This is a genomic window from Nesterenkonia sp. CL21 (assembly GCF_031705515.1).
In the GTDB taxonomy this organism is placed as follows: Bacteria; Actinomycetota; Actinomycetes; order Actinomycetales; family Micrococcaceae; genus Nesterenkonia; species Nesterenkonia aethiopica.
Genome location: NZ_JAUTWR010000001.1, coordinates 691,518 through 716,577, shown reverse-complemented (window position 1 = coordinate 716,577; position 25,060 = coordinate 691,518). Strand labels below are relative to the sequence as shown.

The 25,060-nt window shown below is 70.3% G+C and carries 22 protein-coding genes and 1 tRNA gene; 4 read left to right on the top strand and 19 right to left on the bottom strand.

Annotation, left to right across the window (positions count from 1 at the left end; all coding sequences use genetic code 11):
- Positions 1-6: 6 nt before the first annotated feature.
- The 9 genes from Q7C18_RS03235 to Q7C18_RS03195 form a co-directional block, all read right to left on the bottom strand.
- On the bottom strand, positions 7-411 hold the full coding sequence (locus tag Q7C18_RS03235) for an FKBP-type peptidyl-prolyl cis-trans isomerase (RefSeq protein ID WP_070158792.1): 405 nt from the start codon (positions 409-411) through the stop codon (positions 7-9).
- A 174-nt stretch (positions 412-585) separates the two neighbouring features.
- Positions 586-1,776, bottom strand: coding sequence for an FKBP-type peptidyl-prolyl cis-trans isomerase (locus tag Q7C18_RS03230; RefSeq protein WP_311024159.1), 1,191 nt, complete (start codon positions 1,774-1,776; stop codon positions 586-588).
- A gap of 125 nt (positions 1,777-1,901) precedes the next feature.
- Positions 1,902-3,386, bottom strand: coding sequence for a Pup--protein ligase (gene pafA, locus Q7C18_RS03225; protein ID WP_311024158.1), 1,485 nt, complete (start codon positions 3,384-3,386; stop codon positions 1,902-1,904).
- A 4-nt stretch (positions 3,387-3,390) separates the two neighbouring features.
- Complete coding sequence (locus tag Q7C18_RS03220) at positions 3,391-3,603, bottom strand: ubiquitin-like protein Pup (RefSeq protein ID WP_311024156.1); 213 nt, start codon at positions 3,601-3,603, stop codon at positions 3,391-3,393.
- Between the two features lie 147 nt (positions 3,604-3,750).
- On the bottom strand, positions 3,751-5,487 hold the full coding sequence (gene dop / locus Q7C18_RS03215) for a depupylase/deamidase Dop (RefSeq protein WP_311024155.1): 1,737 nt from the start codon (positions 5,485-5,487) through the stop codon (positions 3,751-3,753).
- Complete coding sequence (gene arc / locus Q7C18_RS03210) at positions 5,484-7,217, bottom strand: proteasome ATPase (RefSeq protein WP_311024154.1); 1,734 nt, start codon at positions 7,215-7,217, stop codon at positions 5,484-5,486. Before arc ends, dop begins: the two co-directional genes overlap by 4 nt.
- Positions 7,214-8,359, bottom strand: coding sequence for a tRNA (adenine-N1)-methyltransferase (locus tag Q7C18_RS03205; RefSeq protein ID WP_311024437.1), 1,146 nt, complete (start codon positions 8,357-8,359; stop codon positions 7,214-7,216). Before Q7C18_RS03205 ends, arc begins: the two co-directional genes overlap by 4 nt.
- 147 nt (positions 8,360-8,506) lie before the next feature.
- On the bottom strand, positions 8,507-9,265 hold the full coding sequence (locus tag Q7C18_RS03200; RefSeq protein ID WP_311024152.1) for a site-2 protease family protein: 759 nt from the start codon (positions 9,263-9,265) through the stop codon (positions 8,507-8,509).
- A 38-nt stretch (positions 9,266-9,303) separates the two neighbouring features.
- Entirely contained in the window at positions 9,304-10,035 is a 732-nt protein-coding gene (locus Q7C18_RS03195) for an HAD family phosphatase (protein WP_311024151.1), read from the bottom strand.
- A gap of 101 nt (positions 10,036-10,136) precedes the next feature.
- On the opposite strand from Q7C18_RS03195, the gene Q7C18_RS03190 reads away from it, so the two are divergent.
- The gene (locus tag Q7C18_RS03190; protein ID WP_070158785.1) at positions 10,137-11,066 is read left to right on the top strand and encodes a proteasome assembly chaperone family protein; all 930 of its coding nucleotides are present in this window, start codon (positions 10,137-10,139) and stop codon (positions 11,064-11,066) included.
- A gap of 27 nt (positions 11,067-11,093) precedes the next feature.
- Here Q7C18_RS03190 and mshC read toward each other — a convergent pair whose 3' ends face one another.
- The 3 genes from mshC to Q7C18_RS03175 all read right to left on the bottom strand — a co-directional run bounded on the left by mshC (position 11,094) and on the right by Q7C18_RS03175 (position 13,746).
- Positions 11,094-12,386 (bottom strand): cysteine--1-D-myo-inosityl 2-amino-2-deoxy-alpha-D-glucopyranoside ligase, encoded by a 1,293-nt coding sequence (gene mshC, locus Q7C18_RS03185; RefSeq protein ID WP_311024149.1) that lies wholly within the window; start codon positions 12,384-12,386, stop codon positions 11,094-11,096.
- A 94-nt stretch (positions 12,387-12,480) separates the two neighbouring features.
- Positions 12,481-13,308: an undecaprenyl-diphosphate phosphatase gene (locus tag Q7C18_RS03180; RefSeq protein WP_070158783.1), complete on the bottom strand. Its 828-nt coding sequence runs from the start codon at positions 13,306-13,308 to the stop codon at positions 12,481-12,483.
- Positions 13,309-13,410: 102 nt separating this feature from the next.
- Positions 13,411-13,746 carry a primosomal protein gene (locus tag Q7C18_RS03175; protein ID WP_070158782.1) on the bottom strand — a complete coding sequence of 112 codons (336 nt, stop codon included), beginning with the start codon at positions 13,744-13,746 and terminating at the stop codon, positions 13,411-13,413.
- 182 nt (positions 13,747-13,928) lie between these two features.
- On the opposite strand from Q7C18_RS03175, the gene Q7C18_RS03170 reads away from it, so the two are divergent.
- Positions 13,929-14,180, top strand: a complete 252-nt coding sequence (locus tag Q7C18_RS03170) for a DUF5703 family protein (RefSeq protein ID WP_237089889.1) — start codon at positions 13,929-13,931, stop codon at positions 14,178-14,180.
- A gap of 24 nt (positions 14,181-14,204) precedes the next feature.
- On the opposite strand, the gene Q7C18_RS03165 is transcribed toward Q7C18_RS03170, so the two are convergent.
- Both Q7C18_RS03165 and Q7C18_RS03160 read right to left on the bottom strand, forming a co-directional pair.
- Positions 14,205-15,386 (bottom strand): acyl-CoA dehydrogenase family protein, encoded by a 1,182-nt coding sequence (locus Q7C18_RS03165; protein WP_311024147.1) that lies wholly within the window; start codon positions 15,384-15,386, stop codon positions 14,205-14,207.
- A 17-nt stretch (positions 15,387-15,403) separates the two neighbouring features.
- A complete protein-coding gene (locus Q7C18_RS03160) occupies positions 15,404-16,723 on the bottom strand; it encodes a M20/M25/M40 family metallo-hydrolase (RefSeq protein WP_311024145.1) in 1,320 nt (439 codons plus the stop codon).
- A 72-nt stretch (positions 16,724-16,795) separates the two neighbouring features.
- Between Q7C18_RS03160 and Q7C18_RS03155 the strand changes: the two genes are divergently transcribed.
- Positions 16,796-19,858: a BTAD domain-containing putative transcriptional regulator gene (locus Q7C18_RS03155; protein WP_311024143.1), complete on the top strand. Its 3,063-nt coding sequence runs from the start codon at positions 16,796-16,798 to the stop codon at positions 19,856-19,858.
- Between the two features lie 221 nt (positions 19,859-20,079).
- Here the strand turns inward: Q7C18_RS03155 and Q7C18_RS03150 are convergent.
- The 5 genes from Q7C18_RS03150 to Q7C18_RS03130 form a co-directional block, all read right to left on the bottom strand.
- Positions 20,080-20,166: transfer RNA gene (locus Q7C18_RS03150), tRNA-Leu, on the bottom strand.
- Positions 20,167-20,278: 112 nt separating this feature from the next.
- Positions 20,279-21,376, bottom strand: a complete 1,098-nt coding sequence (locus Q7C18_RS03145) for a biotin/lipoate A/B protein ligase family protein (protein ID WP_311024141.1) — start codon at positions 21,374-21,376, stop codon at positions 20,279-20,281.
- Positions 21,377-21,645: 269 nt separating this feature from the next.
- The gene (locus tag Q7C18_RS03140; RefSeq protein ID WP_070158779.1) at positions 21,646-21,903 is read right to left on the bottom strand and encodes a type B 50S ribosomal protein L31; all 258 of its coding nucleotides are present in this window, start codon (positions 21,901-21,903) and stop codon (positions 21,646-21,648) included.
- Between the two features lie 139 nt (positions 21,904-22,042).
- Positions 22,043-23,392 carry an FAD-dependent oxidoreductase gene (locus Q7C18_RS03135; RefSeq protein WP_311024140.1) on the bottom strand — a complete coding sequence of 450 codons (1,350 nt, stop codon included), beginning with the start codon at positions 23,390-23,392 and terminating at the stop codon, positions 22,043-22,045.
- On the bottom strand, positions 23,389-24,225 hold the full coding sequence (locus tag Q7C18_RS03130; RefSeq protein WP_070158796.1) for an NAD(P)-dependent oxidoreductase: 837 nt from the start codon (positions 24,223-24,225) through the stop codon (positions 23,389-23,391). The genes Q7C18_RS03135 and Q7C18_RS03130 overlap by 4 nt, the downstream gene beginning before the upstream one ends.
- A 135-nt stretch (positions 24,226-24,360) precedes the next feature.
- On the opposite strand from Q7C18_RS03130, the gene Q7C18_RS03125 reads away from it, so the two are divergent.
- The gene (locus Q7C18_RS03125) at positions 24,361-25,038 is read left to right on the top strand and encodes a Type 1 glutamine amidotransferase-like domain-containing protein (RefSeq protein ID WP_070158777.1); all 678 of its coding nucleotides are present in this window, start codon (positions 24,361-24,363) and stop codon (positions 25,036-25,038) included.
- Positions 25,039-25,060: the final 22 nt, after the last annotated feature.

Below are 25,060 nucleotides of genomic sequence, written 5' to 3'. Positions count from 1 at the left end.
GGCGGATCAGCCGGCTCGACGGACGCGGACCAGGTCGACCACGAAGATCAGGGTCTCGTTCGGCCCGATGGCCGCACCGGCGCCACGCTCGCCGTATGCCAGGTGCGGCGGGATCTCCAGACGCCGCCGAGCGCCCTCCTTCATCCCGATCAGCCCCTGGTCCCAGCCTGCGATGACCTGTCCGACGCCGGCCGTGAAGTCCAACGGCTGGCCACGGTTCCAGGAGGCGTCGAACTCCTCGCCGGTGGACCAGGACACCCCCACGTAGTGGCACGACACCTGGTCGCCCGGCTCGACGGCGCGGCCGCCGCCGGGGATGAGCTCCTCGACGACGAGCTCCTCAGGCGGAGTGTCTCCGGGGAAGTCGATCTCCGGGCGTGTGCGGTCGTAGGTGCGCTGACCGAAAGACATAGGTGCTGTTTCCTCTCCGACAGGGATCTTCTGCATCCAGCCTATCGGAGACCGCACAGCAGAGACGGCACACGCCCCGGGGCCGGACCATCAGGTCGGGCCCCGGGGCGTGGGATCGTCAGGGTCGGGTCCTCACGGAGCGCCCGTCACGCACCGGCGGCCGCGGGGCCCCTCTCACTCGTCGTCGTCGCCGGCATCGTCCTCAGCGTCGTCCTCAGCCTCATCCTCAGCGTCGCCCTCAGCATCGGCGTCGTCGGCTCCGCTCTCCGCGGCGCCCTGCTCCTCGAGCATCTCCTGGAGCTCCTCAAGCTCCTCCTCGCTGAGCTCCGGCTGCTCGGGCATCTCCTGCTGCGTCTGCTCCGGCATGGGTGCGGCCTCGATGACGTCGACGACGAAGATCAGGGTCTCGTCCTGGAGCTCGTGGCCCTCGGACTCCCCGTAGCCCTCCTCCGGCGGGATGACCAGCAGCACGCGGTCACCGACATGCTTGCCTTCCAGACCCTCGGCCCATCCGGCGACCAGGTTGTCCAGCGGGAAGCTCGCGGGCGGTGCCGGCGGGGTCTCCTCCCCCTCGGCCTCGTCCTCGGAGTCGTCGGCGTCATCGGCCTCATCGTCCTCATCGGCCTCATCGTCCTCCGCGGCCCCGGCGGTCACACCGGGCCAGGCCGAGTCGAAGACCTCGCCGTCGGACCACTTCCACCCGGTGTAGCGGACCACGACCTGGTCGGTGGCGCCGATCTCTTCGCCGTCGCCGGCGATCAGCACCTCGCTCGCGGTCTCCTCGGGGGCGTCCTCGTCGTCGCCGGGCGCCTCGGCGAGCTCGGGAGCCTCGCCCTCCACAGACGTGATCTCCGGGAGGTCGCCGCTCTGCTCCTGCTCCTCACCGGTGGCATAGGCGGGAACCTGATCATCGATGCGCAGGATGATCAACGAGTCGACGCCGCCCGTCTCCGGCGTTCCCGGCTCGTAGAGGGCCAGATCGGAGCCGACGGTCGCGCCCGTCTCCATGAGCGAATCGTAGATGAACTCGCTCTGCTGCTCGATCATCGGCAGGAACAGCAAGGAGGGCAGATCCTCGCTGAAGTTCTCCTGCTGGACGGCACCGCTCGAGGGGTCCACCGTCGCCGAGGAGACGTGCAGGATCTGTTCCGGATCCAGTTCCTCGCCATCGCCCTGGGAGAGGATCACCGAGGACTCCTCGTCCGCCTCGACCGGGTTGCTGATCAGCACCTCCGGGACGCCTTCATCCGTGAAATGCAGGTCGATCCCCGACAGCGCTGAGGTGTCGCCGAGGCCGTCGCCGGAGCAGGCGGCCAGCAGCAGCACGGCAGGGGCGGCCAGGGCGGCGTGATGCTTCTTTCGCACGAAGGGTGTCCTCCAGTGTTGATCGGGGCAGACGGTGGTCCCGCCAGTGTTCTCGCCAGGGTGAACTGTACAGGGTCCCGCTGGACGGCCGCGTGCCGTTCCTCCGTGTCGAGCCCGTGCGCCGATCACACCAGCGGGGGCTCGGGCGGTGCCGCGGGCTGTGTCCGCACGTAGCGCTCGCTGAGCGCCAGCGGCACCGACTGAGCCTCCCGCTCGGCGGGGTTCAGCTCGAGCAGCTCGCCGCCGAGGCGAGCCAGCAGCGTCTCGATCCGAGGGTCCTCGGTCACGAAGGGATCCTTGACCATGACCGCCTCCAAGGGGCGGTCCACCAGCTTGTGGTGGACCCAGTCCACGGTGTGGCCGACGCCGTGGGCACGAGCCGCTGAGAGGAAGCGCCCCCGGACGACGGCACGCGTCGTCGCGGGCGGGTCGGTGATCGCCCGGCGCAGGCGGGCGTCGTCGAGCAGCCTCTCGGCGCGGCCCCGTCGGACCAGCAGGTGGAACAGGCCCCGTTCCGGGTGGATGTCATGGTAGGCGAAGTCGATCTGATCCAGCCGGGGCGCCCCGAGGTCGAGCCCTGAGCGGGCGGCGACCTCGTCGATCAGCCGCTTCTTGATGGCCCAGTCGATCTCCCGGTCGATGAGTGAGTGATCGCCGGTGGCGACCGCCTCCACGGCTCTGCCCCAGAGGTCGAGGACCTGCTCGACCCTGTCGTGGTGGGCCCCGTGCCGGGCGACGAAGCGGCGCGCCTTCTCGAGCAGAGCGGCCTGCACGTCCACAGCCGTCACGCGCTTGCCGTCGCGGGTGCGCACCGTCGCGCGCCCGGAGAGGTCGTGGCTGATGTGGCGGATCGCGCTGATCGGGTTCTCCAGCTCGTGGTCTCCCAGCGGCTGGCCGGCCTCGATCATGCGCAGGACGAGGTCTGTCGCACCGAAGCGCACCAGCTGGGTGGTCTCCGACATGTTCGAGTCGCCCACGATCACATGCAGCCGCCGATGCACCGACGCATCGGCATGCGGCTCGTCCCGGGTGTTGATGATCGGACGGGACCGGGTGGTGGCCGAGGAGATGCCCTCCCACATGTGGTCGGCACGCTGCGAGAAGGCGTAGTGCGCCGGTGCGTCCTCCGTCGCGGGGACGATGCGCCCGGCACCGGCGATGATCTGGCGGGTCACCAGGAAGGGCAGCAGCACGGTGGACAGTCGCCGGAAATGCGTGGTCCGAGGGATCAGGTAGTTCTCGTGCGAGCCGTAGGAATTGCCCTGCGAGTCGATGTTGTTCTTCAGCAGGTAGACCGATCCGGGAAGCCCGTCGGCGCCCATCGCCGCCTCGGCCCGCTGGCCGAGGTCATGCATGATCAGCTCCCCCGCCCGGTCCGAGGCGATGAGGTCGAGCAGGTCATCACATTCGGCGGTGGCGTACTCCGGATGGGATCCGACGTCGAGGTAGAGCCGGGACCCGTTCGGAATGAAGACGTTCGAGCTGCGCCCCCAGTCGATCACCGGACGGAACAGGTACCGGGCGGCCTCGTCCGGCGCCAGTCCGCGACGTCCCTGGCCGTGGTGTGCCAGTCCGAACTCGGTCTCCACGCCGAAGACGCGACGCTCCATGCTGCTACTGACCGCCCTTCTGGACGAATCCCTTCACGAACTCCTCGGCGTTGCTCTCCAGCACCGAGTCGATCTCGTCGAGCAGGCTGTCGAGCTCTTCCGCCCGTGCCTGAGACTGGGCGTTTCCGCCGGCAGGGGCCGGCGCTCCACCGTCCCCGGGGGCTCCCGGGGTGTCCTGCTCGGTCTGGCCGGGACGGCGCTGCGGCTGAGTGGCCATGATGTCTCCCTTCCTCGTCCCGGACCCGGCGCCGAGCACCAGGGGTCCGGGACCTTCTCCGCACGGCGGGGCGCCGTGCGACGGACTGACTTCCGAGTCTACGACTGCCGGCGGCTTCTGCGTGTCCCGCCGGGCCTGACGGGGCGTTCAGGACTCCAACAGACGGCGCAGCCCGGCAACCAGGTCCTCAGGGGCTTCGGCGGCATACAGGACAGGCTCCGCGTCGGCACGGGAGCCGCGGGTCGGCTCCGCCATCGTCAGACGCGTGACGCGTCCCAGCGGATCGGGACGCAGCAGGATCTGGTCCCAGCTGGCGCCGACCACGTGGTCGGCATGCTGGGACACGAGCTGGCCGCGCAGCCAGGCCCGGGTCTCCTCGGGCGGGTGCGCCGCCGCCCAGGCGACCTGATCGTCGGTGAACAGCCGCCGCATCCGCCCGGCCCGGGCCAGCTTGTGGTAGAGCCCGCGCTCCGGCCGGAGGTCGGCGTACTGCAGGTCGATGAGCTTCAGCTGCGGGGCATCCCAGTCCAGCCGGTCCCGCCGACGGTAGGACTCCATGAGGGTCAGCTTGGCCACCCAGTCCACGCGGTCCGCGGCCAGGGTGAGGTCGTTCTCGAGGTCCTCCAGCAGAGTCTCCCAGGCCTCGAGCACCTCCGCGGTCTCGGTGTCCGGGGCGGTGTGGGCCGACTTCGGTCCGGACTTCTCGGCCGCCCGGGAGGCCGCGGCCCGCAGGTAGAGCCGCTGGATCTGCAGGGCGGTCATCTCGCCCCGATTGGTGCGCACCGTGGTGGTGAGGCTCGGGTCATGCGAAACGGCCTTCAGCGCATCGACCGGGTCGTGCAGGCGCAGCTGGGGAGCCCGACCGGACTCGATCAGGTCCAGGACCAGCGCCGTGGTGCCCACGCGGAGCCAGGCCGAGTACTCACTCATGTTCGCGTCGCCGATGATCACGTGCAGGCGCCGATGCCGGTCGGCGTCGGCGTGCGGCTCATCCCGGGTGTTGATGATGGGGCGCCGCACCGTGGTCTCCAGACCCACCTGCTCTTCGAAGAAGTCGGCCCGCTGAGAGATCTGGAAGCCGCTGCGAGAGGCTCGCTGACCGATGCCCACGCGACCGGCTCCACAGATGATCTGCCGGGTCACGAAGAACGGGATCAGCCCGGCGACCAGCTGATCGAAAGGCACCTCCCGGGGAACCAGGTAGTTCTCGTGGGCGCCGTAGGACACGGATTTGCCGTCGGTGTTGTTCTTGTAGAGCAGCAGCTCCGGGCTGCCTTCCTCGCGAGCGAGCCGCTCCACGGCCCGCCGGACGATCACGTCCCCGGCGACGTCATAGAGCACCGCGCGCTTGGCGCCGATCGTCTCCGGCGCGGAGTACTCGGGGTGGGCGTGGTCCACGTACAACCGCGCCCCGTTGGTCAGCACCAGGTTCATCAGCAGCTGCGGCTGCCCCTCCCGGAGCTCGAAGAAGTCGCCGCGCCAGTGCGCCGATCCCGGCGCATGGAACTCCGAGTCCCCACTGTCCTCCTGTCCTTCCGAGAGGTCTGCGGGACTCGCCGTCGAGGCGGTCCTCGGCGTGGCCCGCACCGGGACGTCGGCCGGGGAGGGGTCTCCCCCGCTGACCCCCTCGAGGGCCTCGCCGGTGTCGGTCAGCTGGCTCGGATGCGCCGCCGAACGGGGCAGCACCCAGCCGCGGGCGTCCACCAGGGGGGACTCCGAACGGTAGTCCCACTCCGTGCCGGCCACCGCGCCGCCGTCCTCCGTGACCGCCGCCGCATAGGCGTTGACCAGCTCGATGGACAAGGCCACGTGGCTCGCCCGGGGGTTGTTCGGGGCATGGATCCCGTACTCGGTCTCCATGCCGATCAGACGCCGTACGCTCATCGGGCTCCTCCGGCCAGTCGTTCGACCCGCACCACCGGGGACGGGGCGGCGCCGAGCACCCGCGCCCATTCCTGGGGGTCCGCGGTGTTCACCAGGTCCTCCTGGTCACGCAGCTCGGCCTCGGCCGCTGCCAACAGCTGCTCCTCCGAGAGCCCCTTGGCCTCCACACTGCGGTCAGCGGCGAGGAACTGCTTGATGGCGGACTTCTTGGCCCGGTCGACGATGTTGCTCAGCACCGCTCCCGAGATGAAGTCCGCGGCGGTGAAGTCCGTGGTGGCGCCGTCCGCGTGCACCAGGCGGAGACGCGCCGCCGAGTCCTGCGGATAGAGCCGGTCGACGACGGCGTCGACCATCGCCTCCACGGCCTCGGCATGCCCGCCCTTCTGCGCGACATAGTCGGCCCGCAGCGGCAGCCGACCGCCCAGATGGATCCCCAGGATCTCCCGGGCGCCGGCGGCGCCGGGACGGCGGACTCGGATCTTCACGTCCAGGCGCCCGGGGCGCAGGATCGCCGGATCGATCATGTCCTCCCTGTTGGAGGCGCCGATGACGATGACGTTGTCCAGGGACTCGACGCCGTCGATCTCCGCCAGCAGCTGCGGGACGATCGTGGTCTCCACGTCCGAGGAGACGCCGGTGCCGCGCGTGCGGAACAGCGCCTCCATCTCATCGAAGAACACCACCACCGGGTGTCCCGCCGAAGCCCGCTCCCGCGCCCGAGAGAAGATCACCCGGATATGACGTTCCGTCTCGCCGACGTACTTGTTCAGCAGCTCGGGCCCCTTGATGTTGAGGAAGAAGCTGCGGGCCGACGTCGTCCCGGGGGCCCCCGCGCCGTCTGGCGCTTCGACGCCCTGCAGCGAGGAGGCCACGGCCTTGGCGATCATGGTCTTTCCGCAGCCCGGAGGGCCATAGAGCAGGATTCCCTTAGGCGCGCTGAGCCCGTGCTCGCGGTAGAGGTCCGCGTGCAGGAACGGCAGCTCGACGGCGTCGCGGATCTGCTCGATCTGCTCGGAGAGACCACCGATGTCCGCATAGGAGACGTCCGGCGTCTCCTCCAGCACGACGTCTTCGACCTCGGAGAGCGGCACCACCTCGGTCGCGGTGCCGGTGCGCAGGTCCACCGTGACGGCGTCGCCGACCCGCACCGGAGTCTCGTGGTCACCGGCGAGGCGCACCAGACGCTCATCCTCGCCCCGGATGAAGACCACCAGACGACCGTCCGGCAGCACCTCCTTGACCCGAGCGAGCTCCCCGGTGTCCTCGGCCGGCAGCACCGCCACCACGGTGAGGTGCTCGTTGAGCAGCACCTCAAGCCCGGGCCGCAGCTGCTCGGGGTCGAGCAGCGGGGACACGCTGACCCGCATCTTCCGGCCGCCGTGCAGGATGTCCGCCCCGGGTCCGGTGGCCGCGTCGATCTCCCGTCCCTCGACCAGCTCATGGGCCGGCCGGTAGCCGATCACGGTGCCGAAGGTGAAGGGTGCCTGGCCGTCGGCGTGCAGCGCGGTGCGCAGCTCGTCCATCTGGTTCCGCGTGGTCTCCAGCAGTCGAGCCATCCGCTGGTTCGTGCTCCCGGCGGTCTGCAGCTGCTGCTCCAGCTGGCGGCTGCGCTGGCGCAGCGAGTCGAGCTGCCGGTGGGCGCGCTCCAGGCGCTCCTGCAGCTGCTCGGCCGTGGCCTCTGCCGGCGAGGACTCTCCAGTGGGCGGTCCCTGTGCGGCGTCTGGGCTCATGTCTCCTCCTGCTCCACGGCCCCGCCCCGGGGCCCGCGGCCGGTCTCGGCTGTGTCCGCTGTGTCCTGGGCGGCGTCCTGCACAGTGTCCTGCACAGTGTCCTGCACAGTGTCCTGCACAGTGTCCTGTGACGGCTCCTGGGACGGTGCTGGGTCGTCGGCGCCGCGCGCGGCCTCTGCGAGCTTCTGTGAGTGGGCGGCGGCCTTGCGGGCCTTGCGCCCAGTGACGGTGCGCCGTTTGAGCGTCTCCTCGTCCCAAACGGCGTCCTCCGGGAGCCAGGCCTGCATGTCCTCCGTGGTGACCTCGGACTGCTTCTCCCGCTTCTTCAGCTGCAGCGGCGTCTGGTCGTCGGCCAGTCTGCGGGCCGAGAGCAGGAATCCGGTGTGAGCCACCATGCGATGGTCCGGGCGCACCGCCAGACCGTCGAGATGCCAGGTGCGCAACATCGTCTCGTGGGCCTCCGGCTCGGTGAAGGCCCCGGAGGCGCGGATCGCCTCAGCGAGCCGAGACAGCTGGGTGACGGTGGCGACGTAGCTGACCCACACGCCGCCCGGAGCGAGCACATGCCGCACCGCGTCGAGGCACTCCCACGGGGCCAGCATGTCCAGGACCACCCGATCCGCCGCTCCGGCGCTCTCCTGGTGGGGCACCTGCTCCTGCATGTCGCCCACCAGGACCTTCCAGCCGGGATGCGGCTGGCCGAAGAACGCCTCCACGTTGCCGCGGGCGATCTCGGCGAAGTCCTCACGACGCTCATAGGAGTGCACCGTGCCGTGATCTCCGACGGCGCGCAGCAGGGAGAGGGAGAGCGCACCCGAGCCCACCCCGGCCTCGATGACGTGCGCTCCGGGGAAGACGTCAGCCACCTGGACGATCTGGGCCGAGTCCTTGGGGTAGACGACGGTGGCGCCGCGCGGCATCGACAGCACGAAGTCGTTCAGCAGCGGGCGGAGCACCTGGTACTCGTGGCCGGCGTCGTTGGCCACCACGATGCCCTCGGGCTGACCGATCATCGTGTCATGGCGCAGCACCCCCTGGTGGGTGTGCCACTCACCTCCGCGCTGCAGGGTGATGGTGCTGGGCTTCCCCTTCCGGTCGGTGAGCTGCACGCGCTGGCCCGGCCGCAGCGGGCCTTTGCGCATGTGCACGCCGATCGGAGCGCCCTGCTCGTCCGCGGGGCCTGTCGGTGCCGACTCGGGGTTGGTGCTCACGGATCTCACTCTCGTCGTGGGGGTCTGGTGGCGCGACGACGGACCGGTGCCGGCGCCGACGCATTCGTCATCTCGAGCCTATCGCTCCCCGGGGCCCTGAGGCCCGCCGGCCCCGCCTCCGCCGTCGTCGTGCCGCTGACGCGTCAGCCGAGCTCGGGCCGTCCGGACCGCATCCCCAGCACCCTGCCAGAGGAAGAAGCACACCATCGTCGCCACGACGACCAGCACGAGGCTGATCCGCGGCGAACCCGTGGCGGCCAGGACCAGGACCGTCGCGGCGAGGGCGACGACGACGGCGCGGCCCGCCCAGCCGGCCGCCAGCATCCCGCGGTCCTGACTCCCCGTGGCCCGCCAGACTGCGGACTCCACGAGGCGCCCGCCGTCGAGGGGATGCCCCGGCAGCAGGTTGAACAGCCCCACCAGGAAGTTGACGAGCACGGTGACCGAGGCGAGCATGCCGAGCACCCCGACCGGCTCCAGGGCTTCGATCAGCGCCCAGCCCACGGCGGCGATCAGCAGATTCGCCGCCGGCCCGGCGAGAGAGACGGCCAACGACTTCCCGGGAGTCGCCTCCCGGGTGAGGAACTGGGTGTGACCGCCCCAGAGGTTCAGCTCGATCTCGGTGGACGGCCAGCCGAAGGCACGGGCGGTGAGCGCATGGGCCAGCTCATGGGCGAGCACCGAGAGCAGCAGCAGCACCGCATAGGCGGCCGCGACCAGGTGGGCCCACACCCCCAGCTCGGGGAAGATGCGGGCCACCTGGGGTCCGAACAGGATCACGATGACCCCGCCGATGAGGAACCAGGAGTACTGCAGCCGCACGGGTGTGCCGGCCACGCGGGCGACCGTGATCCCGCCCCGTCCCGTTCGAGGTCTCATGGTCGGGCCAGCGAGCCGATGGCCGAGCCGGGAGCCACCGAGATCAGCTGGTCCAACCCATCGGCGTCGAGGCCGCGGAGAGTGGGCAGAGTGTGCCAACGTCCCGACTCGGGCAGCGGACTCATATGCGGCACCGCCAGGGTCACGATCCCGGAGTCCGCGGCGGCGGCCGTGCCGGGCACCGAGTCCTCCACCGCCAGGCAGCGTCCGCGCTCCAGAGGCTCCGGATGGTCGGCCGCCATCCGCTCGAACGCCACATGGTAGGCCTCCGGGTCAGGCTTGCCACGGCTGACCATGTCTCCCGAGACGATGAACTCGAGCCTCCCCTCCGGCAGGGCGGCGACGACCTCACGGGCGAGCGGCCCTTCGCTCATGGTCACCAGGGCGCAGCGCACTCCCGCGGAATGGAGGTCCTCCAACAGCTCGCGGGCGCCGGGACGCCACGGCATCTGCTCTCGGACCCTCTCCACCACCTGTCCGATGAGATGGTCGATGATCTGACGGACCGACAGGTCCACTCCGGCACGCTGCAGCACGGCGGCACTGTGCGTCAGAGCCTGGCCCACCAGCGAGTGGGCCTGTTCGTCGCTCCAGGAGCCGCCGTGGGCCGCGACGAGCTCATACTCGGAGGCGATCCAGTAGGGCTCCGTGTCGACGAGGGTGCCGTCCATGTCCCAGAACACGGCCTGGAGCCGTCGGGACGCGCCGGGAGAGGTCTCAGAATGCATGCTTCCATCGTAGGCGTGATGACGCGCGGCACGCCGTCGCGGACGTCACACGCCCACGTCAGCACTTCCCTCCCCCCAGGGCCGGAGCTAGTGTGAGAGCTGTGGATCAGCAGAACCAGCCCGAGGACGCACCCGAGCAGACCGAGGCCCGCGCCGCCCGGTTCGCCCGGCATCTCCGCGAGTCCACCGACGTGGCAGACGAGCGGCCCACCGTGATGGTGCTGGCCTTCGAGGGTTGGAACGACGCCGGCGGGGCCGCCTCCTCGGCCGTGCGCTCCATCACCACGGCCGCCGACGGAGAGCTGGTCGAGCGCATCGACGACGAGGACTACTACGACTACCAGTTCACCCGCCCGCGGGTCCGTCGGACCGGGTCGCACCGGGAGATCGTCTGGCCCGCGACGAAGATCTACCGGGCCCGCCCGCAGACCTGTGAACTGGACCTGCTGCTGGTCAACGGCGTGGAGCCGAGCTTCCGCTGGCAGGCCTTCACCGCCGACATCCTGACCAAGGCCGCCGAGCACGACGTCGCCGCGATCGTGCTGGTGGGCGCGCTGCTGGCGGACGTGCCGCACACCCGGCCCATCCCTGCCGCACTGTCCAGTGAGGACCCCGCTCTGCAGGACGCCCTGGATGTGGACGAGCCGACCTATGAGGGGCCCACCGGGATCGTCGGAGTCCTGGCACACACGGCGAACCAGGCCGGCATCCCCGCGGTCTCGCTGTGGGCGGCCGTGCCGCACTATGTGGGTCAGGCGCCCTCCCCGAAGGCCCAGCTGGCCCTGATGCGGCAGCTCGAAGACCTGCTCGGGCTGACCCTGGACGTCGAGGAGGTCTCCGAGGACGCCGAGGCGTGGGAGCGCGGCGTGGACGAGCTGGCTCAGGAGGACACCGACATCGCCGAGTATGTGCAGCGGCTGGAGGAGGCCACCGACACCCCCAATCTGCCGGAGGCCAGCGGCGAGGCGATCGCGCGCGAGTTCGAACGGTATCTGCGCCGTCGCCGGCCGCCCGAGCCCGGCGACTCCTGACGCCGGCCCGTCGGGCCGGCTCCCGCGTCAGCCGAGTCGGATGCCCAGCATCGACTCGACGACGGCGCGCACCCGGTCCTGCCCGGTGCCGCCGGCGATGTGCCCGGCAGCCCACTGGTCGACCTGGTCGAGCGCGGCAGGGCCGTTGAGGTTCAGCGACAGTGCCGCATGCAGGGCATACTGCAGGTCTTCTGCGGTGTCCGCCGGACCCTCATGCACGGCGGGAGCACGGCGCAGCGCCTCCTCCCAGCGGGTGAGCCGGGCACGGGCCTGCTCGAGGTGCTCCTCGGTCCAGCTCCAATCATGGCGCCAGTGCTGGCCCAGCAGCGCGATGCGGATCAGCCGCGGATCCACCCCCTGCTCCCGGAGCTTCGAGACGAGCACCAGGTTCCCGCGCGACTTGGACATCTTCTCGCCGTCCAGGCCCACCATGCCGGTGTGCACATAGGTCTCGGCCAGGGGGACGCCGTCGGCCGCCGTGGCATGGGCCGCGGAGAACTCGTGGTGCGGGAAGCGCAGGTCCGACCCTCCTCCCTGGACCGTGAACGGGGCCGGGAGATGACGCCGCGCGATCACCGAGCACTCGATGTGCCAGCCGGGACGACCGTCGCCGAGCGAACCACCCTCCCACCACGGCTCGTCCCGCCGGCGGGCACGCCACAGCAGCGGATCCAGAGGATCGCGCTTCCCGGCCCGCTGCGGATCCCCGCCGCGCGTCGGGAAGAGCTGCTCCATGGTGGCGCGGTCATAGGCGCCGATGCTGCCGAGGCGCCAGTCGGTGCGAGCCTCCGCCGCGGCGATGTCGAAGTAGACGTCCTCGCCATGGTCCACTCCGGCAGGCAGCTCCTCGGCCGGGACGACGACGGCGTACCCCACGCCGAGGGCCACCAGCGACTCCACGTCGGCGACGACGTCGGGAATGGACTCCACGGCGCCCAGGTAGACGTCCGGGGCGACGACGTCGAGGGCCTCCATGTCGGTGCGGAAGAGCTCGGTCTGCTCCTCGGCCAGCGCCTGCCAGTCCACGCCGGTGTCCCGGGCTCGCTCCAGCAGCGGGTCGTCGATGTCGGTGACGTTCTGCACGTACCGCACGTCCAGTCCGCAGGCCCGCCAATAGCGGACCAGCAGGTCGAACTGGACGTAGGTGTTCGCATGTCCCAGATGTGTGGCGTCGTACGGGGTGATCCCGCAGACGTAGAGCGACCCGATCCCGTCCCGCGCGACGACGTCGACGGCGGCGCCACCGGCGGTGTCGTGCAGCTGCAGGGCCTCCGGCAGCGGTGGGAGGGGCGGCACGGCCGGGGAGGTCCAGGGTTTCACGCGGCGGGGTCCTTTCTGCACGGGCAGTCCGGTCAGTGGACAACGTCGGCTCTGGCCAGGGTATTTCCGCCCTGGGCATGCCGACGATCACGGGTCAGGCGTGGATGATGCCCAGGCCCAGCAGCACGAAGACGATCAGCCCCACGATGATGCGGTAGTTAACGAACAGCGTGTACGAGTTCGTGGACACGTAGCGCAGGAACCACCCGATGATCACATAGGCCACGAAGAACCCGACCACGGTGGAGACCATCGTCTGCGCCATCGAGTACGGGCCCTGCTGCTCGCCGAGGGACCCGACGAGCTTGTACAGCCCCGAGCCGAAGACCGCGGGCACGGCCAGCAGGAAGGAGTAGCGGGCGGCGGCCTCACGGGTGTAGCCCATGAGCAGCCCGGCGGTGATCGTACCGCCGGAGCGGGACACGCCCGGGATCAGTGCCAGCGCCTGCGCGAAGCCGAAGAGCACACCGTCGCGGATGGAGAGCTCAGCCAGCGGTTTGCGCTGTCGGCCGTAGGCGTCCGCCACGGCCAGCAGCACGCCGAAGACGATCAGCATGGTGGCGACCAGCCACAGCGTGCGGAAGGTGGTGTCGATCAGCTCTTCGAAGAGCAGCCCGAGCACCACGATCGGGATGGTGCCCACGATGATGAGCCACCCCATCCGGACGTCGGGGTCGCGGTGGGAGAGCCGTCCGGCCAGCGCGGCGAACCACGCCCGCAGGATGCGCACGATGTCGCGCCAGAAGTACACGAGCACCGCGGTCTCGGTGCCGAGCTGAGTGATCGCGGTGAAAGCCGCCCCGGGATCGGCCGCGCCGGGGAGGAACTCCCCCACGATGCGCAGATGTGCCGACGAGGACACCGGGAGGAACTCGGTGAGGCCCTGGACCAGCCCCAGGATGATCGCTTCTATCCACTGCACAGGCTGAGCTTAGATCATCCTGGGCGTCCTGCCTGACCACGACGTCGGGTGAGATCCCCCACGGCCCCGCGCGAACCGCCTCGGGACGTGCCCCCGGTCGGGCTACTGCCGAGGCTCGTCGTCGGGTCCGCCCTCGTCGTCGAAGTCGTCGTCCTCATCGTCGTCATCGTCGTCGAGCGACTCCTCGAGGTCATCGTCCTCGTCGTCCTCGTCCAGAACGTCGTCGGAGTCATCGTCCTCGTCATAGAGGTCCAGGGGCGTGACCTCCCCGGTGGCCGCGAAGAGGGCGTCCTCATAGGCCTCGAAGGCGTCGGCCACCCCGTAGAAGGCCGACTCCACCGCCGGGTCCTCCTCGCCGCGGCGGTTGAGTGAAGCAGAGAGATGCTCTTCGAGAGCGTTCGTCAGCGTGCTCAGTGCGACGCGGGGATCCATGTTCATAGCCCACACGGTACCAACGCCCGAGGGTTTCGGTAAGACCTCTCGGAGAGATTCGGGACATGATCGGCACACCCTTGACGACACGGATGTGACCAGGTGCTAAGGTGCACTCAATCGCAGAGGCGATGCCGCGCTGACATCGCCTTCAGTCGCACATCAGAGAGCGAGCGTGATCGGCCGGAATGTCTCAGCAGTTCTCCGCGATCCCGTCCCCCGCAGCCGCCCGCTACACCACCGACAACGCCTCTGGCCCGAACTGGGAGTACCTGGTGATCACCTGCCAGCCCCGGGAGTCTCTGAAGGAGGTCCGGCGGCGCCTGGCGGACCACGCCGAGTACGGCAAGTGGGAGCTGCGGCGCAGCCGCATCTACACCGGCGGCGTCCGGAAGTACTGGCTGCGGCGCCGCATCATGAAGGTCCGGGCCACACTCTGAGGCCGCGGCGCGGACACCGGCGGGTCAGCCGTCGAGGGGCCCCAGCAACGACGTCGCCAGCGTCCGATGCGCGGACTCGTCGTCTGACGGATGGTGCACCCCCGCCAGCACGTCACGATACAGCCGACTCAGCTCGCTCCCCCGGCGATACTGGCCTCCGCCGCTGACGTGGAGCGCGGCGTCCACCGCCGCTCGAGCCGTACGGGTCGCCGTGGTGCGCAGAGCCACCAGCCGCGGGAACCACAGGTCACCATGCTCGACCCTGTCCTCGATCTCGCGGGAGAGCTGACGCAGCTGAGCGTCCAACCCCAGCTGCTGCAGCTGGGCCTCGGCCAGCCGGTATCGGATGTCCGGGTCCTGGCTCAGCGACTCCCCCGTAATGCGGCTCCTCCGGTCCTCCGCCAGTCGGGCGGCCAGCTGCAGAGCACGGTCCCCCAGCCCTGTGTACACCGCCGAGAGCAGCCCCAGGAAGGACGAGAAGATCGCGAACACCAGCGGATCCCGGTTCGGCCCCTCGGGAAGACGCCGCACGATCCTGTGTGCGGGCACCCGGGCACCTTCCAGGACCGTGGTCTGGGACTGCGTGGCCCGCATGCCGAGGGTGTCCCAGTCGTCCAGGCTCCGCCAGCCCGGCGCCTCCCGCTCGAGGAAGCCGAAGATCAACGGCGCATCACCGCCCTCGACGTCTCTGCCGAACAGCCCCAGGCGAGTCCACACGGGCGCCAGCGTGGTGAAGATCTTCGTGCCGGTGAAGCTCACTGCGCCGTCCTGGTCCACCCGGGCCTCGGTCGCTGAGTCGAAGAGCACCGCGTCGTTGCCCGGTTCCGAGATCCCGAAGGCGAAGATCTCCCCTGCTGCCGACTCCCGGAGCACCGGGTGGAACTCCCCATGGCCGCTCGCGGTCATCTGCCGGGCCACGGCGACCCAGACATGATGCATGTTGACCGCGAGCGCTGTGGCCGGCGCATGCGCGGCCAGCAGCCGTTGAGCGGCGACCAGCGTGGGCAGGTCCCAGCCGAGGCCCCCGTCGGCTTCGGGCACCAGAGCGCGGAGGTATCCGACGTCCATGAGCTCCGCGAGGTCTTCGTGGCAGAACTCGTTGCGCTCGTCGTAGCCGGCGGCGCGCTCGTGGATCCGTGCCAGCAGCTCGGGGGTCAGGACGGCCGCGACGCGGTCACGCACGGCGGCGTCGGGGTGGGTGGCCATCGTCATGTCCTGTGCCCTCACTGCGCGGCGAGGAACCGGTGCAGGACCCGGACGCCGAAGATCAGCGAGTCCACCGGCACCCGTTCATCGACTCCGTGGAACATGCCGGTGAAGTCGAGCTCGGCCGGCAGCTGCAGCGGCGCGAAGCCGTAGCCGGCGATGCCCAGTGCCGAGAGATGCTTGTTGTCGGTGCCGCCGCCCAGCATGTAGGGCAGCACGACGCCGTCGGGGTCCTCGGCGCGCAGGGAGGCGACCATGTCCTCCACCAGCACCCCGGAGAACGGGACCTCCAGGGAGGGCCCGCCCTTCTGCAGCTCGAACCGCACCTTCTCTCCGGCCAGCTCCTGCAGCGTCGCCGCGACCTTCTCGTCCTGCTCGGGCAGGGTCCTGGCGTCCACGAGGGCCTCGGCCGTCCCAGGCACGACGTTGTGCTTGTAGCCGGCGTCGAGGGCTGTGGGGTTGGAGGTGTTCTGGAGCGTGGCGGCGATGAACTTGGCCGTGCTGCCGGTGGCCTCCAGCAGCGCCGAGGGGTCCTCCTCGTCGAAGGGGATGCCGGTGAGCTCGGAGAGCTGCTCCATCAGCGCCCGGGTCGTCTTGGTGTACTCGATCGGCCATTCGTGGGCGCCGATGCGGGCCACCGCCTCCCCCAGGGTGACCACGGGGTTGTCGTGCTGGACGGCCGAACCGTGTCCGGCGGTGCCGGAGGCGATCATCTTCGTCCAGTGGAGACCCTTCTCTCCGGTCTGGATGAGGTAGGCCCGGGTGCCGGCGATCTCGGTGGAGAACCCGCCGACCTCGCTGATCGCCTCGGTGGCGCCGGCGAAGATCTCCGGGTGGTTCTCCACCAGCCATCCGGCTCCGTAGGTGCCGTTGTCCTCTTCGTCGGCGAAGAAGGCGAAGATGATGTCCCGCACGGGCCGGTGGCCCTCGCGGTGCATGCGGAGCATGGCGGCCAGGATCATGGCGTCCATGTCCTTCATGTCGACCGCGCCGCGGCCCCAGATCATGCCGTCGACGACCTCGGCGGCGAAGGGGTCCACCTGCCAGTCCTCCGCCTGGGCGGGGACGACGTCGAGGTGGCCGTGGACGACGAGGGCCCCGGCCTCAGGGTCGGTCCCGGCCAGTCGCGCCACCACGGAGGCCCGACCCGGCGCCGACTCGAAGATCTGCGGCTCGAGTCCTGCACGCCGCATGATCTCGGCGCAGTACTCGGCGGCCGCCCGCTCCCCGTAGGAGCGGCCGTTGCCCCAGTTGGTCGTGTCGAGGCGGATCAGGTCCCGGCAGAAGTCGACGACGTCCTGCTCAGCGAGGGCTGCGGGGTCGAGTGCGTCAGTCATGGCACCACCCTATCGCCCGCGTCGTCGTGCGTCCGGCAGAAGGTATGGTGCTGTCATCCCGATGGTCGGCTCGTGAGGTGGAGATCTCCGGTGGTGGTGTTCGACGTCCTGGGGCCCGTGCAGGTGCGTCGGCCCGACGGCCCCTCCTGGACGCCGACCGGCCTGCAGGGGCTGCTCCTGGGGCTGCTGCTCGTCCACGCCGGCCGGCCGGTGTCCGTGGACGAGATCATCGATGCGCTGTGGGGCGGACTCACCGACTCCCGAACCACCCACCGCATGCAGACCCATGTGCACCGCCTGCGGCGCGCGCTGGGCCCAGGCGTCGCCATCACGGCGGAAGGCGGAAGCTATTGCCTTGCGGCGCAGGGCTGCGACCTGGACTCGGACCGTTTCCGTCGGCTCATGCGGGAGGCCCACCAGGTGATGGCCTCAGATCCGGCCCGTGCCGTGGACCTGCTGCGCACCTCCCTGGACCTGTGGACGGGACGCCCCTACCAGGGGCTGGACCATCCGCTGCTGACCGGGGAGGCGGAGCGCCTGGAGGAGCTGCGGCTCTGCGCTCTGGAGGATCTGCACCACACGGAGATCGTGCGCGGGCGCACCGACGCGGTGACGGCGGAGCTCCCGGCGCTGCTGCGGGAGCATCCGCTGCGGGAACGCCTCTATGAGATCCAGATGCTCGGGCAGGCGCTGACGGGCCGCCGCGCCGATGCGCTGGCCACCTACCGGAACGCCCGGCGCACCCTGGCCGAGGAGCTCGGCGTGGAGCCCGGCGTCCGCCTGCGCCGCCTGGAACAGGATGTGCTCGACGGCCGGGACCTCAGCGGCGTCGCCCCTGCGCCGCATCAGGCCGGAGAGGCTGTTTCCGGAGCCGCCGACGGCGTCGCCGACCCGCCCGAGGCGCACGTGCAGATCCAGCAGGTCAGCAGGCCTTCGGAGCTGCCGGGTCCCCCGGCCCGGCTCTGCGGCAGGACGGACGAGTTGGCTCTGGTGGATCACGCCGTCCGTTCACGGGCAGGGGTCATCGCCTTCACCGGCGGCGGCGGAGTCGGGAAGACGACCCTGGCCCTGCACTGGGCGCACACAGCAGTGAACACCTTCCCTGACGGTCAGCTCTACGCCGCACTGGGCGGCTTCGGCCCGGACGCTCCGCTGCCCCCGGAACGCGTGCTCGGCGGGTTTCTCCGTGCGTTGGGCCTGGACTCCAGGGAGCTGCCCGAGTCGACGGCAGAACGGGCCGCCATGTTCAGGTCCAGGGTCGCGGGACGTCGGATGCTGATCCTGCTCGACGACGCGGCGACGGCAGATCAGGTCCGTCCCCTGCTCCCCGGCACGGACCACTGTCAGGTGGTGATCACCAGCAGAGATGCGTTGTCCGGACTCGCCGTCACCGACGGCGCTCTCCGCGTGCCCGTGAGGCCCCTGCCGACGGCCGAGTCGCGGCATCTCCTCACCGAGGAGCTCGGCGGCGACGCGGCCGCCCTCTCACCGGACACCTTGACGGAGGTCGCCGAGGCGTGCGGCGGCATCCCACTGGCCGTGCGGCTCGCCGCTGACCTCGTCCGTGATCAGGCAGCAGACCGGCTGCAGGACCTCCTCGCGGAACTGCGCGCGCCCGACGGCCGCCTGGGCGCACTCTCCCGCCGTTCCGGCAGCGGGTCATTGCGGGAGGTCCTCGCCCGGTCGGTCCACCGGCTCGACGACGATGCGCACCTGGTGCTGCGCCGTCTGGGCGATCTGCCGGGGCACAGCCATGACCTGCGGAGCGTCCGCGTCGTCACGGGGTTGGAACGGCGAGCCGCCGCCCGTGCGGTGGACTCGCTGGTGCGCGCACATCTGGTCGACAGGCTGCCACCGCGGCGGCTGATGCTCCACGACCTGGTCCGCGACTATGCCCGCGAACTCGCAGCAGTCCAGGACGGGGGCCGACCCCTCGGCGAGGCGTTCGCCGCGTACTGCGAGCAGCAGCTCAGGACCGCCCGGTCAGCGCAGGCGATGGTCACTCCGGTCGATCATCAGGATCCCCGCACGGTGGCTCCGCTCTTCAACGATCGCGCCTCGGCTGCGCGCTGGCTGGACTGCACCCTCGAGACGCTGCTGGCCACCGCCGAACGTGCGGCCGCGCACGGCCCCCTGGACTTCGCGCCGCAGCTCTCCGCCCTGCTGCGTCGTCACCTGGACGAGCATCATCGTCACGATGAGATGGAACGCCTGCACCGGGCCGCGCTGCGCGCCGCCCAGGCCCAGGGGAGCCCCTCCGGGGAGGATACGGCCCAGCACAACCTGGGCATCCTGGCGCTGCGCCGCGGGCGGCCATCCGTGGCGCGGGAGCACCTGCGGGCCTCCCTGGAGATCGCCGAGCGGATCGAGGACGACGAGAGGTCCGCAGCCTCCCGAAACTTCCTCGCCGGCGCCTATGCCGCAGAGCGCGACCTGGGGAAGGCGGTGCATCATCTCCAGGAGTCCATCGGCATCTACCGCCGGCTGAAGCTCCCGACGGTGATCCACCCGCTGACGAACCTGGCCACCATGCGCCGGTGGACCGGGAGATCCCATCTGGCGATGCCCCTCCTCCAGGAGGCATTGGCCCTCGCCGAGCAGGCCGAGCCCGCCGACCGACCCCGGTACCGTCTGGGCCCCCAGAACGAGATGACCGCGGTGCAGGTGGCACGGCGCGATCCCCAGGGCGCACTGCACGCCGCCGAGGAGGCGCTGGAGCTGTCCCAGCGGCTCGGCAGGTGGCCCAAGGCCTCTGCCACGTTGGCCTGGCGCGGGACCGCCCTGTGGCAGCAGGGCCGGACCGAGGAAGCGGTGCGGCAGATCCGCGACGCACTCGATCTCGCCGAGGCCCACCAGGTGTCTCTGGGCCTCGCCACCGCTCACAACGGTCTGGCGGAGGTATTCCGTGACCTGGGCCGACTCACCGCGTCCGAGGAGCACCACCGGGCCGCCCTGGAACACGCCGGCGTCGCCTGGGAGGAGGAGCTGCGGGCCCACCGCGGGCTGTCCGAGACGTGCCGTCTCACCGGCCGGGTCACCGAGGCCGAGGCGCACCTCGCAGCGGGACTACGGATCTGCGAGGCAGTGGACCACCAGGACACCGCGGACCTGCGCCGGATGCTCTCCGCCGGCTGAGCGGGGGTCGGGGGACGCGCCGCGCGAGGTCGAGGCATGCGTCCAGGGATTCCCACGACGGCCGGGACGTGACGCCGGTCGACCTGCTGATCGCTGGTGCCGCGGCGTCTGACCACCTCCCTGTGAGCCACCGGTCACGCCGAGGACGGGCCGCTGGCCTGGATGACGAAAGACCCCGGTCTGGTCAGGATCTCGCCTGATCAGACCGGGGTCTCGAGTCGTGCGCGGAGCGGGACTTGAACCCGCACCCTCATTAATAGAGGACTAGCACCTCAAGCTAGCGCGTCTACCTATTCCGCCACCCGCGCAGGGGGTGAATGCCTTGCGGCAACGACATGAGACTCTAGCACGGCCTCCAGGCGCTCCACCAATCGAGTGACCTGCCTCTCACTGGGAGCCGCGGTGTGCGGGCCGAGCCGATCAGGGCACTCGCGCCGTCCATGCCTCGGTGCTGAACTTCTCGTCCACGAGCTGATGCGCGCGAGCCAGTTCGTGCTCACGGATCTCCGCGGTGCGCGCGCCGTAGCGGCGGCCGAAGACCTCCATGAACGTCTCGAAGATCTCCAGGCGGCTGCGTCCTGTCTGGCTGCGCAGCGGGTCCACCCGCTTGACCGCCGAGGCGATGCCCTTGTCGGAGATCTTCTCCCGGCCGATGCGCAGGACCTGGAGCATCTTCGCCGCGTCGATGTCATAGCTCATGGTGACGTGGTGCAGCATCCCACCGTTGGCGAGACGCTTCTGAGCGGCCCCGCCGATCTTCCGCCCCTGTCCCTCGCCCTCGGCGGCGGACACGATGTCGTTGAGCGGCTTGTAGGCTGCCTCCACGCCGATCTCTCGCAGCGCCTCCATGACCCAGGAGTCCAGGAACGGATAGGAGTCCGCGAAGCTCATGCCGTCGACCAGGGACTGCGGGAAGCACAGGGAATAGGTCACGCAGTTGCCGGGCTCCATGAACATCGCGCCGCCTCCGGAGATGCGACGCACCACGGTGGTCTCCGTGGCGCGGGCCGCTTCGGCGTCGACCTCATTGGCCAGCGACTGGAAGGAGCCGATGACCACGGCACGTTCGTTCCAGTCCCACAGCCGCAGCAGCGGCGGGCGGGCACCGCGTCCGACCTCCTCGGTGAGGACCTGATCCAGAGCCACGTTGACCGCGATCGGCAGCGCCACCGACGGCAGGATCTCCCACTCGTGGTCGGTCCAGGTGGTGGCGTGCCCGAGCGCCCGCCGGACCGCGACGCCGACCGCGTCGGCGTCGAATCCGACCATCTGCGCATCCACGGGCAGCCCGGCCTCCACGGCGCGGGCGATGGTCTCACGGGTCGAGCCGACGTCGAGCCCGACCAGCGAGCGGTTCAGGTCCTCGAGCGCCTCGTCGGGCTCCAGGAAGAAGTCACCGTTGACCGAGGCCGCGGCGATGCGCCCGGCCTCCTCGTCGACCGTCAGATCGACCACCACCAGCTTGCCGCCGACGACCTTGTACTCTCCGTGCCGGGTGGTGGACGCGGTGGGATCCACCGGGCCTGCCGCCGGCGCAGGGACACTGGACGCCGGACCTCCAGACGCCTGACCTGCGGATGCCTGACCTGCGCTGCTCTGCTGTTCGCTCGTCACGGCCTCCATCCTACTGACGCTGGGCACAGCCGGTGCACGAGACAGCACTCCTGAGGGGCCTGCGACGGTGCACGGGCCGGTCGTGCGCCCGCAGACACGACGAGGGCCGCGGCAGATGCCGCGGCCCTCGTCCGTGCTGCCCCCGACGGATCGTCAGGGGCGGCGGCGCCATGTCACTTGCTGCCGCCGAAGCCCTTGAAGCGCTTGTTGAACTTGTCCACGCGACCGGCGGAGTCCATGATCCGCTGCTTGCCGGTGTAGAACGGGTGCGAGGCCGCGGAGATCTCGACGTCGATGACCGGGTAGGTGTTGCCGTCCTCCCACTCCATGGTCTTCTCGGAGGTGGCCGTCGAGCGGGTCAGGACCTTCTCGCCGGAGGAGAGGTCGTGGAAGATGACCGGCCCGTAGGTGGGGTGGATGTCAGACTTCATGGTTCGGATGTCCTTCGTGTCTGCCGCTGGGTTTTGCCAGAAGCTCGTGGATCAGGGGGCCCTCTGCGGACCAGCACACCATGCTATCCCAGACCGGTCCGCCGACCCAACTCCCCTGGCCCGATTCCTCCGGGCACCCTCAGGCCCCCGTCTCCTGCTCTGCGGCGGCCCCGCCGCCCGCGCCCGCCCACGTCTCGCAGATCGGGATCGGGCGGCCCAGCACGTTCTCGGCCGCGCGGTGACCGGAGCACAGGGCCGCGGTGACGGTCGCTGGATCATCGCTCCAGGTCGCCTCGCCGGCGAGGTGCAGCACACCGCCGACCGGAGTCGCGAGGGTGTCATGGTCCTCCGGTCGGGACCCGACCGGCAGATAGGCGTAGGACCCTTGGGCGAACGGATCCTCGCTCCATTGGGTGACGTGCACCTCGGTGGGAGCGGGGACGTCCGGATGCAGCCGTCGCAGCTGATTCAGCACGGACTCGGCGACCTCCTCCTCGCTCCAGGAGCGGATGGCCTGCGCGGCCGGTCCGGCGGCGAAGGTCAGCAGGGTGGGCACGCCGTCCAGCCGGGTGAGGTCATACCAGGAGTGCCACCAGTGCCCTGCGGGTCCCAGCTGTCGCAGGGCATAGGCCTCCTCGTCCCAGAACCGGTGCGGGAAGCGCAGGATGATCTTCTCGAAGGCGTTCATCTCCAGGCGCCCGAGGGCTGTGGAGACCGGCTCGGGCAGCGGGGGCTCCACCCGGAGCAGGTCGGACCTCAGCACACCGACAGGAACGGTCAGGACCGCGGCGTCCGCGGCGAACCTGCCCCGGTCGGTCTCGGCGACGACGCCGTCGCCGCCCCAGACGAGCCGCGAGACCGGATGCTTCAGGCGGACGTCGAGTCCGGAGGCGAGATGCGCCGGCAGCGCGGCATAGCCGCCGGGGAAGATCACCTCGTCGCCGATGATCTCATCGTCGTCGAGTCCGTGCGCGGCGAGCTCCTCGATCCCGACGCCGTACTGCTCCTCGCTGCGGTGCGCGAGATGCTCGCGGACCCTCTGGGCGCGATCAGGGGGCCACGCCTGGGCAGCGAGGGCGGCCTCGGTGACGTCGTGGTACGAGTCGGCCGGGCCGGAGGATTCGATCAACGGCAGGAGCTCCCGGTCGATCGCATGCACGTCCGCCGCGAAGGCCCGCACCTCCTCGACCGGCAGACGCGCGCCGTCGGGCCCGAAGTACGCGATCGGGCGGCCGTCCACCTGGTACCCGCCCACCGTGAACTCAATCATCGGCATGCCGAGTGCCGCCGCGGCCGCGGCCACCGGGTTGTCGTCCACCCCGTGGATCCAGCTGGCCCCGAGGTCGAGCCCGTGGGCGGTGTGCACCCGCCCACCGATGCGGTCCCGGGCCTCCAGCACGATGACGGACCGCCCGGCCCGGGCGAGCAGCCGGGCTGCGGTGAGACCGGCGACGCCGGCCCCGACGACGATCGTGTCGCCACGGGTCATGGGCGCCAGGTGTGCCGTGGCTCGAAGCCGAGCAGACGGCGTGCCTTGGCGATGGAGAGCATCGTGTCGTGCTCACCGAGGTCGCCGCGGATCGGCACGTCGGGGAACACGTCGGCCACGAGGTCGGCGTTGCTGCGCGTGGTGACGGTGTCCGCGGCGGCGATGATGAAACGGTCGAAGCCGGCAGGTGCGGACTGCAACGCCCTCTCGACGGCCTGCGCGCCGTCACGGGCGTCGATGTAGCTCCACAGGTTCCACTTGCGCTGCCGCGGATCCTCATCGAAGGGGAACGCGGCGTAGTCCTCGGGCCACATCACGTTGGAGAAGCGCAGGGCCGTGATGGACACCTGCGGATTCCACCGGACGAGCTCGATCGCCATCTGCTCCTCGAGGTGCTTCACCAGCGAGTAGACCGACTCGGGGCGCGCCGGGTACTCCTCGTCCACCGGGATGTAGGGCGGGGGCACGTCGAACGGCAGGCCCAGCACGGTCTCACTGGACGCATGCACGATGCGCGTGATCCCCAGCTTCGTCGCCGCCCAGAACACGTTGAACGTGGCGAGCATGTTGTTGTGGAAGGTGGCGACGTCGGGCGCGAGCCCCGGAGCGGGGATGGCGCCGAGGTGCACCAGCGCGTCCACTCCGTCGTGTGTGTCGTTGACGGAGGTCAGGGCGTCGACGACCTCGCCGTAGTTCATCAGGTCGATCTGGACGAAGTCAGGATCGCGCTCCCCGACGCGATCGAGCCCGACCACCCGGTGGCCTGCGGCACGGAGCTCGCGGGCCACCACAGATCCGAGCTTGCCTGAGGACCCTGTCAGTGCGATGCGCATGCGCACCAGTGTGGCACAGGTCATGGACCCATGAGCCTGTGAGCCGGAGCGCGGACGTCCAGCACTCCCCCGCCGCCGTGCCCTCTGGCAGGATCAGATCACGGAGCCATCCCTTGAGAGACCCTGGAGGACCTGATGAAGCTGCTGCTGACCTCCGGAGGCATCACCAACGCGACCATCCGGTCCGCGCTCACCGACGTGCTGGGCCGACCGACCGACGAGAGCCGGGCGCTGTACATCCCCACTGCGATGCATGGCCATCCGTCGTGCACGCCGCAGATGACCTGGCAGGGCATCGCCGGACAGGGTCCGGCGGGCCGAGGTCTCATCGACGCACGGTGGGGCTCCGTCGGCGTCCTGGAGCTGACGGCGCTGCCCAGCATCGCCCGTGAGCGCTGGCTGGGCTGGGTCCAGGAGGCCGATGTCCTGCTGGCCGCCGGCGGTGACACGATGTACCTGTGCCACTGGATGAGGACCTCCGGGCTCGCCGAGGTCCTGCCCGAGCTGTCAGAGACCGTCTGGGTGGGGATGAGTGCGGGCAGCATGGTGATGACGCCGCGGATCGGCGAGCGCTTCGTGACCTGGCCCGAGCCGCGCGGCGACGATCAGACGCTCGGGTTCGTGGACTTCTCCCTCTTCCCCCATCTGGACTACCCGGGATGGGACCATCAGACGGCAGAGAAGGCCGCGGAATGGGCCGAGACTCTCACGGGAGGGGCCTACGCGATCGATGACGACACCGCGATCCGCGTGGTGGACGGCGACGTCGACGTCGTCTCCGAGGGACGGTGGCTGCGCCTCGGCGCAGTCTGACCGCAGTCTCACCACAGTCCGA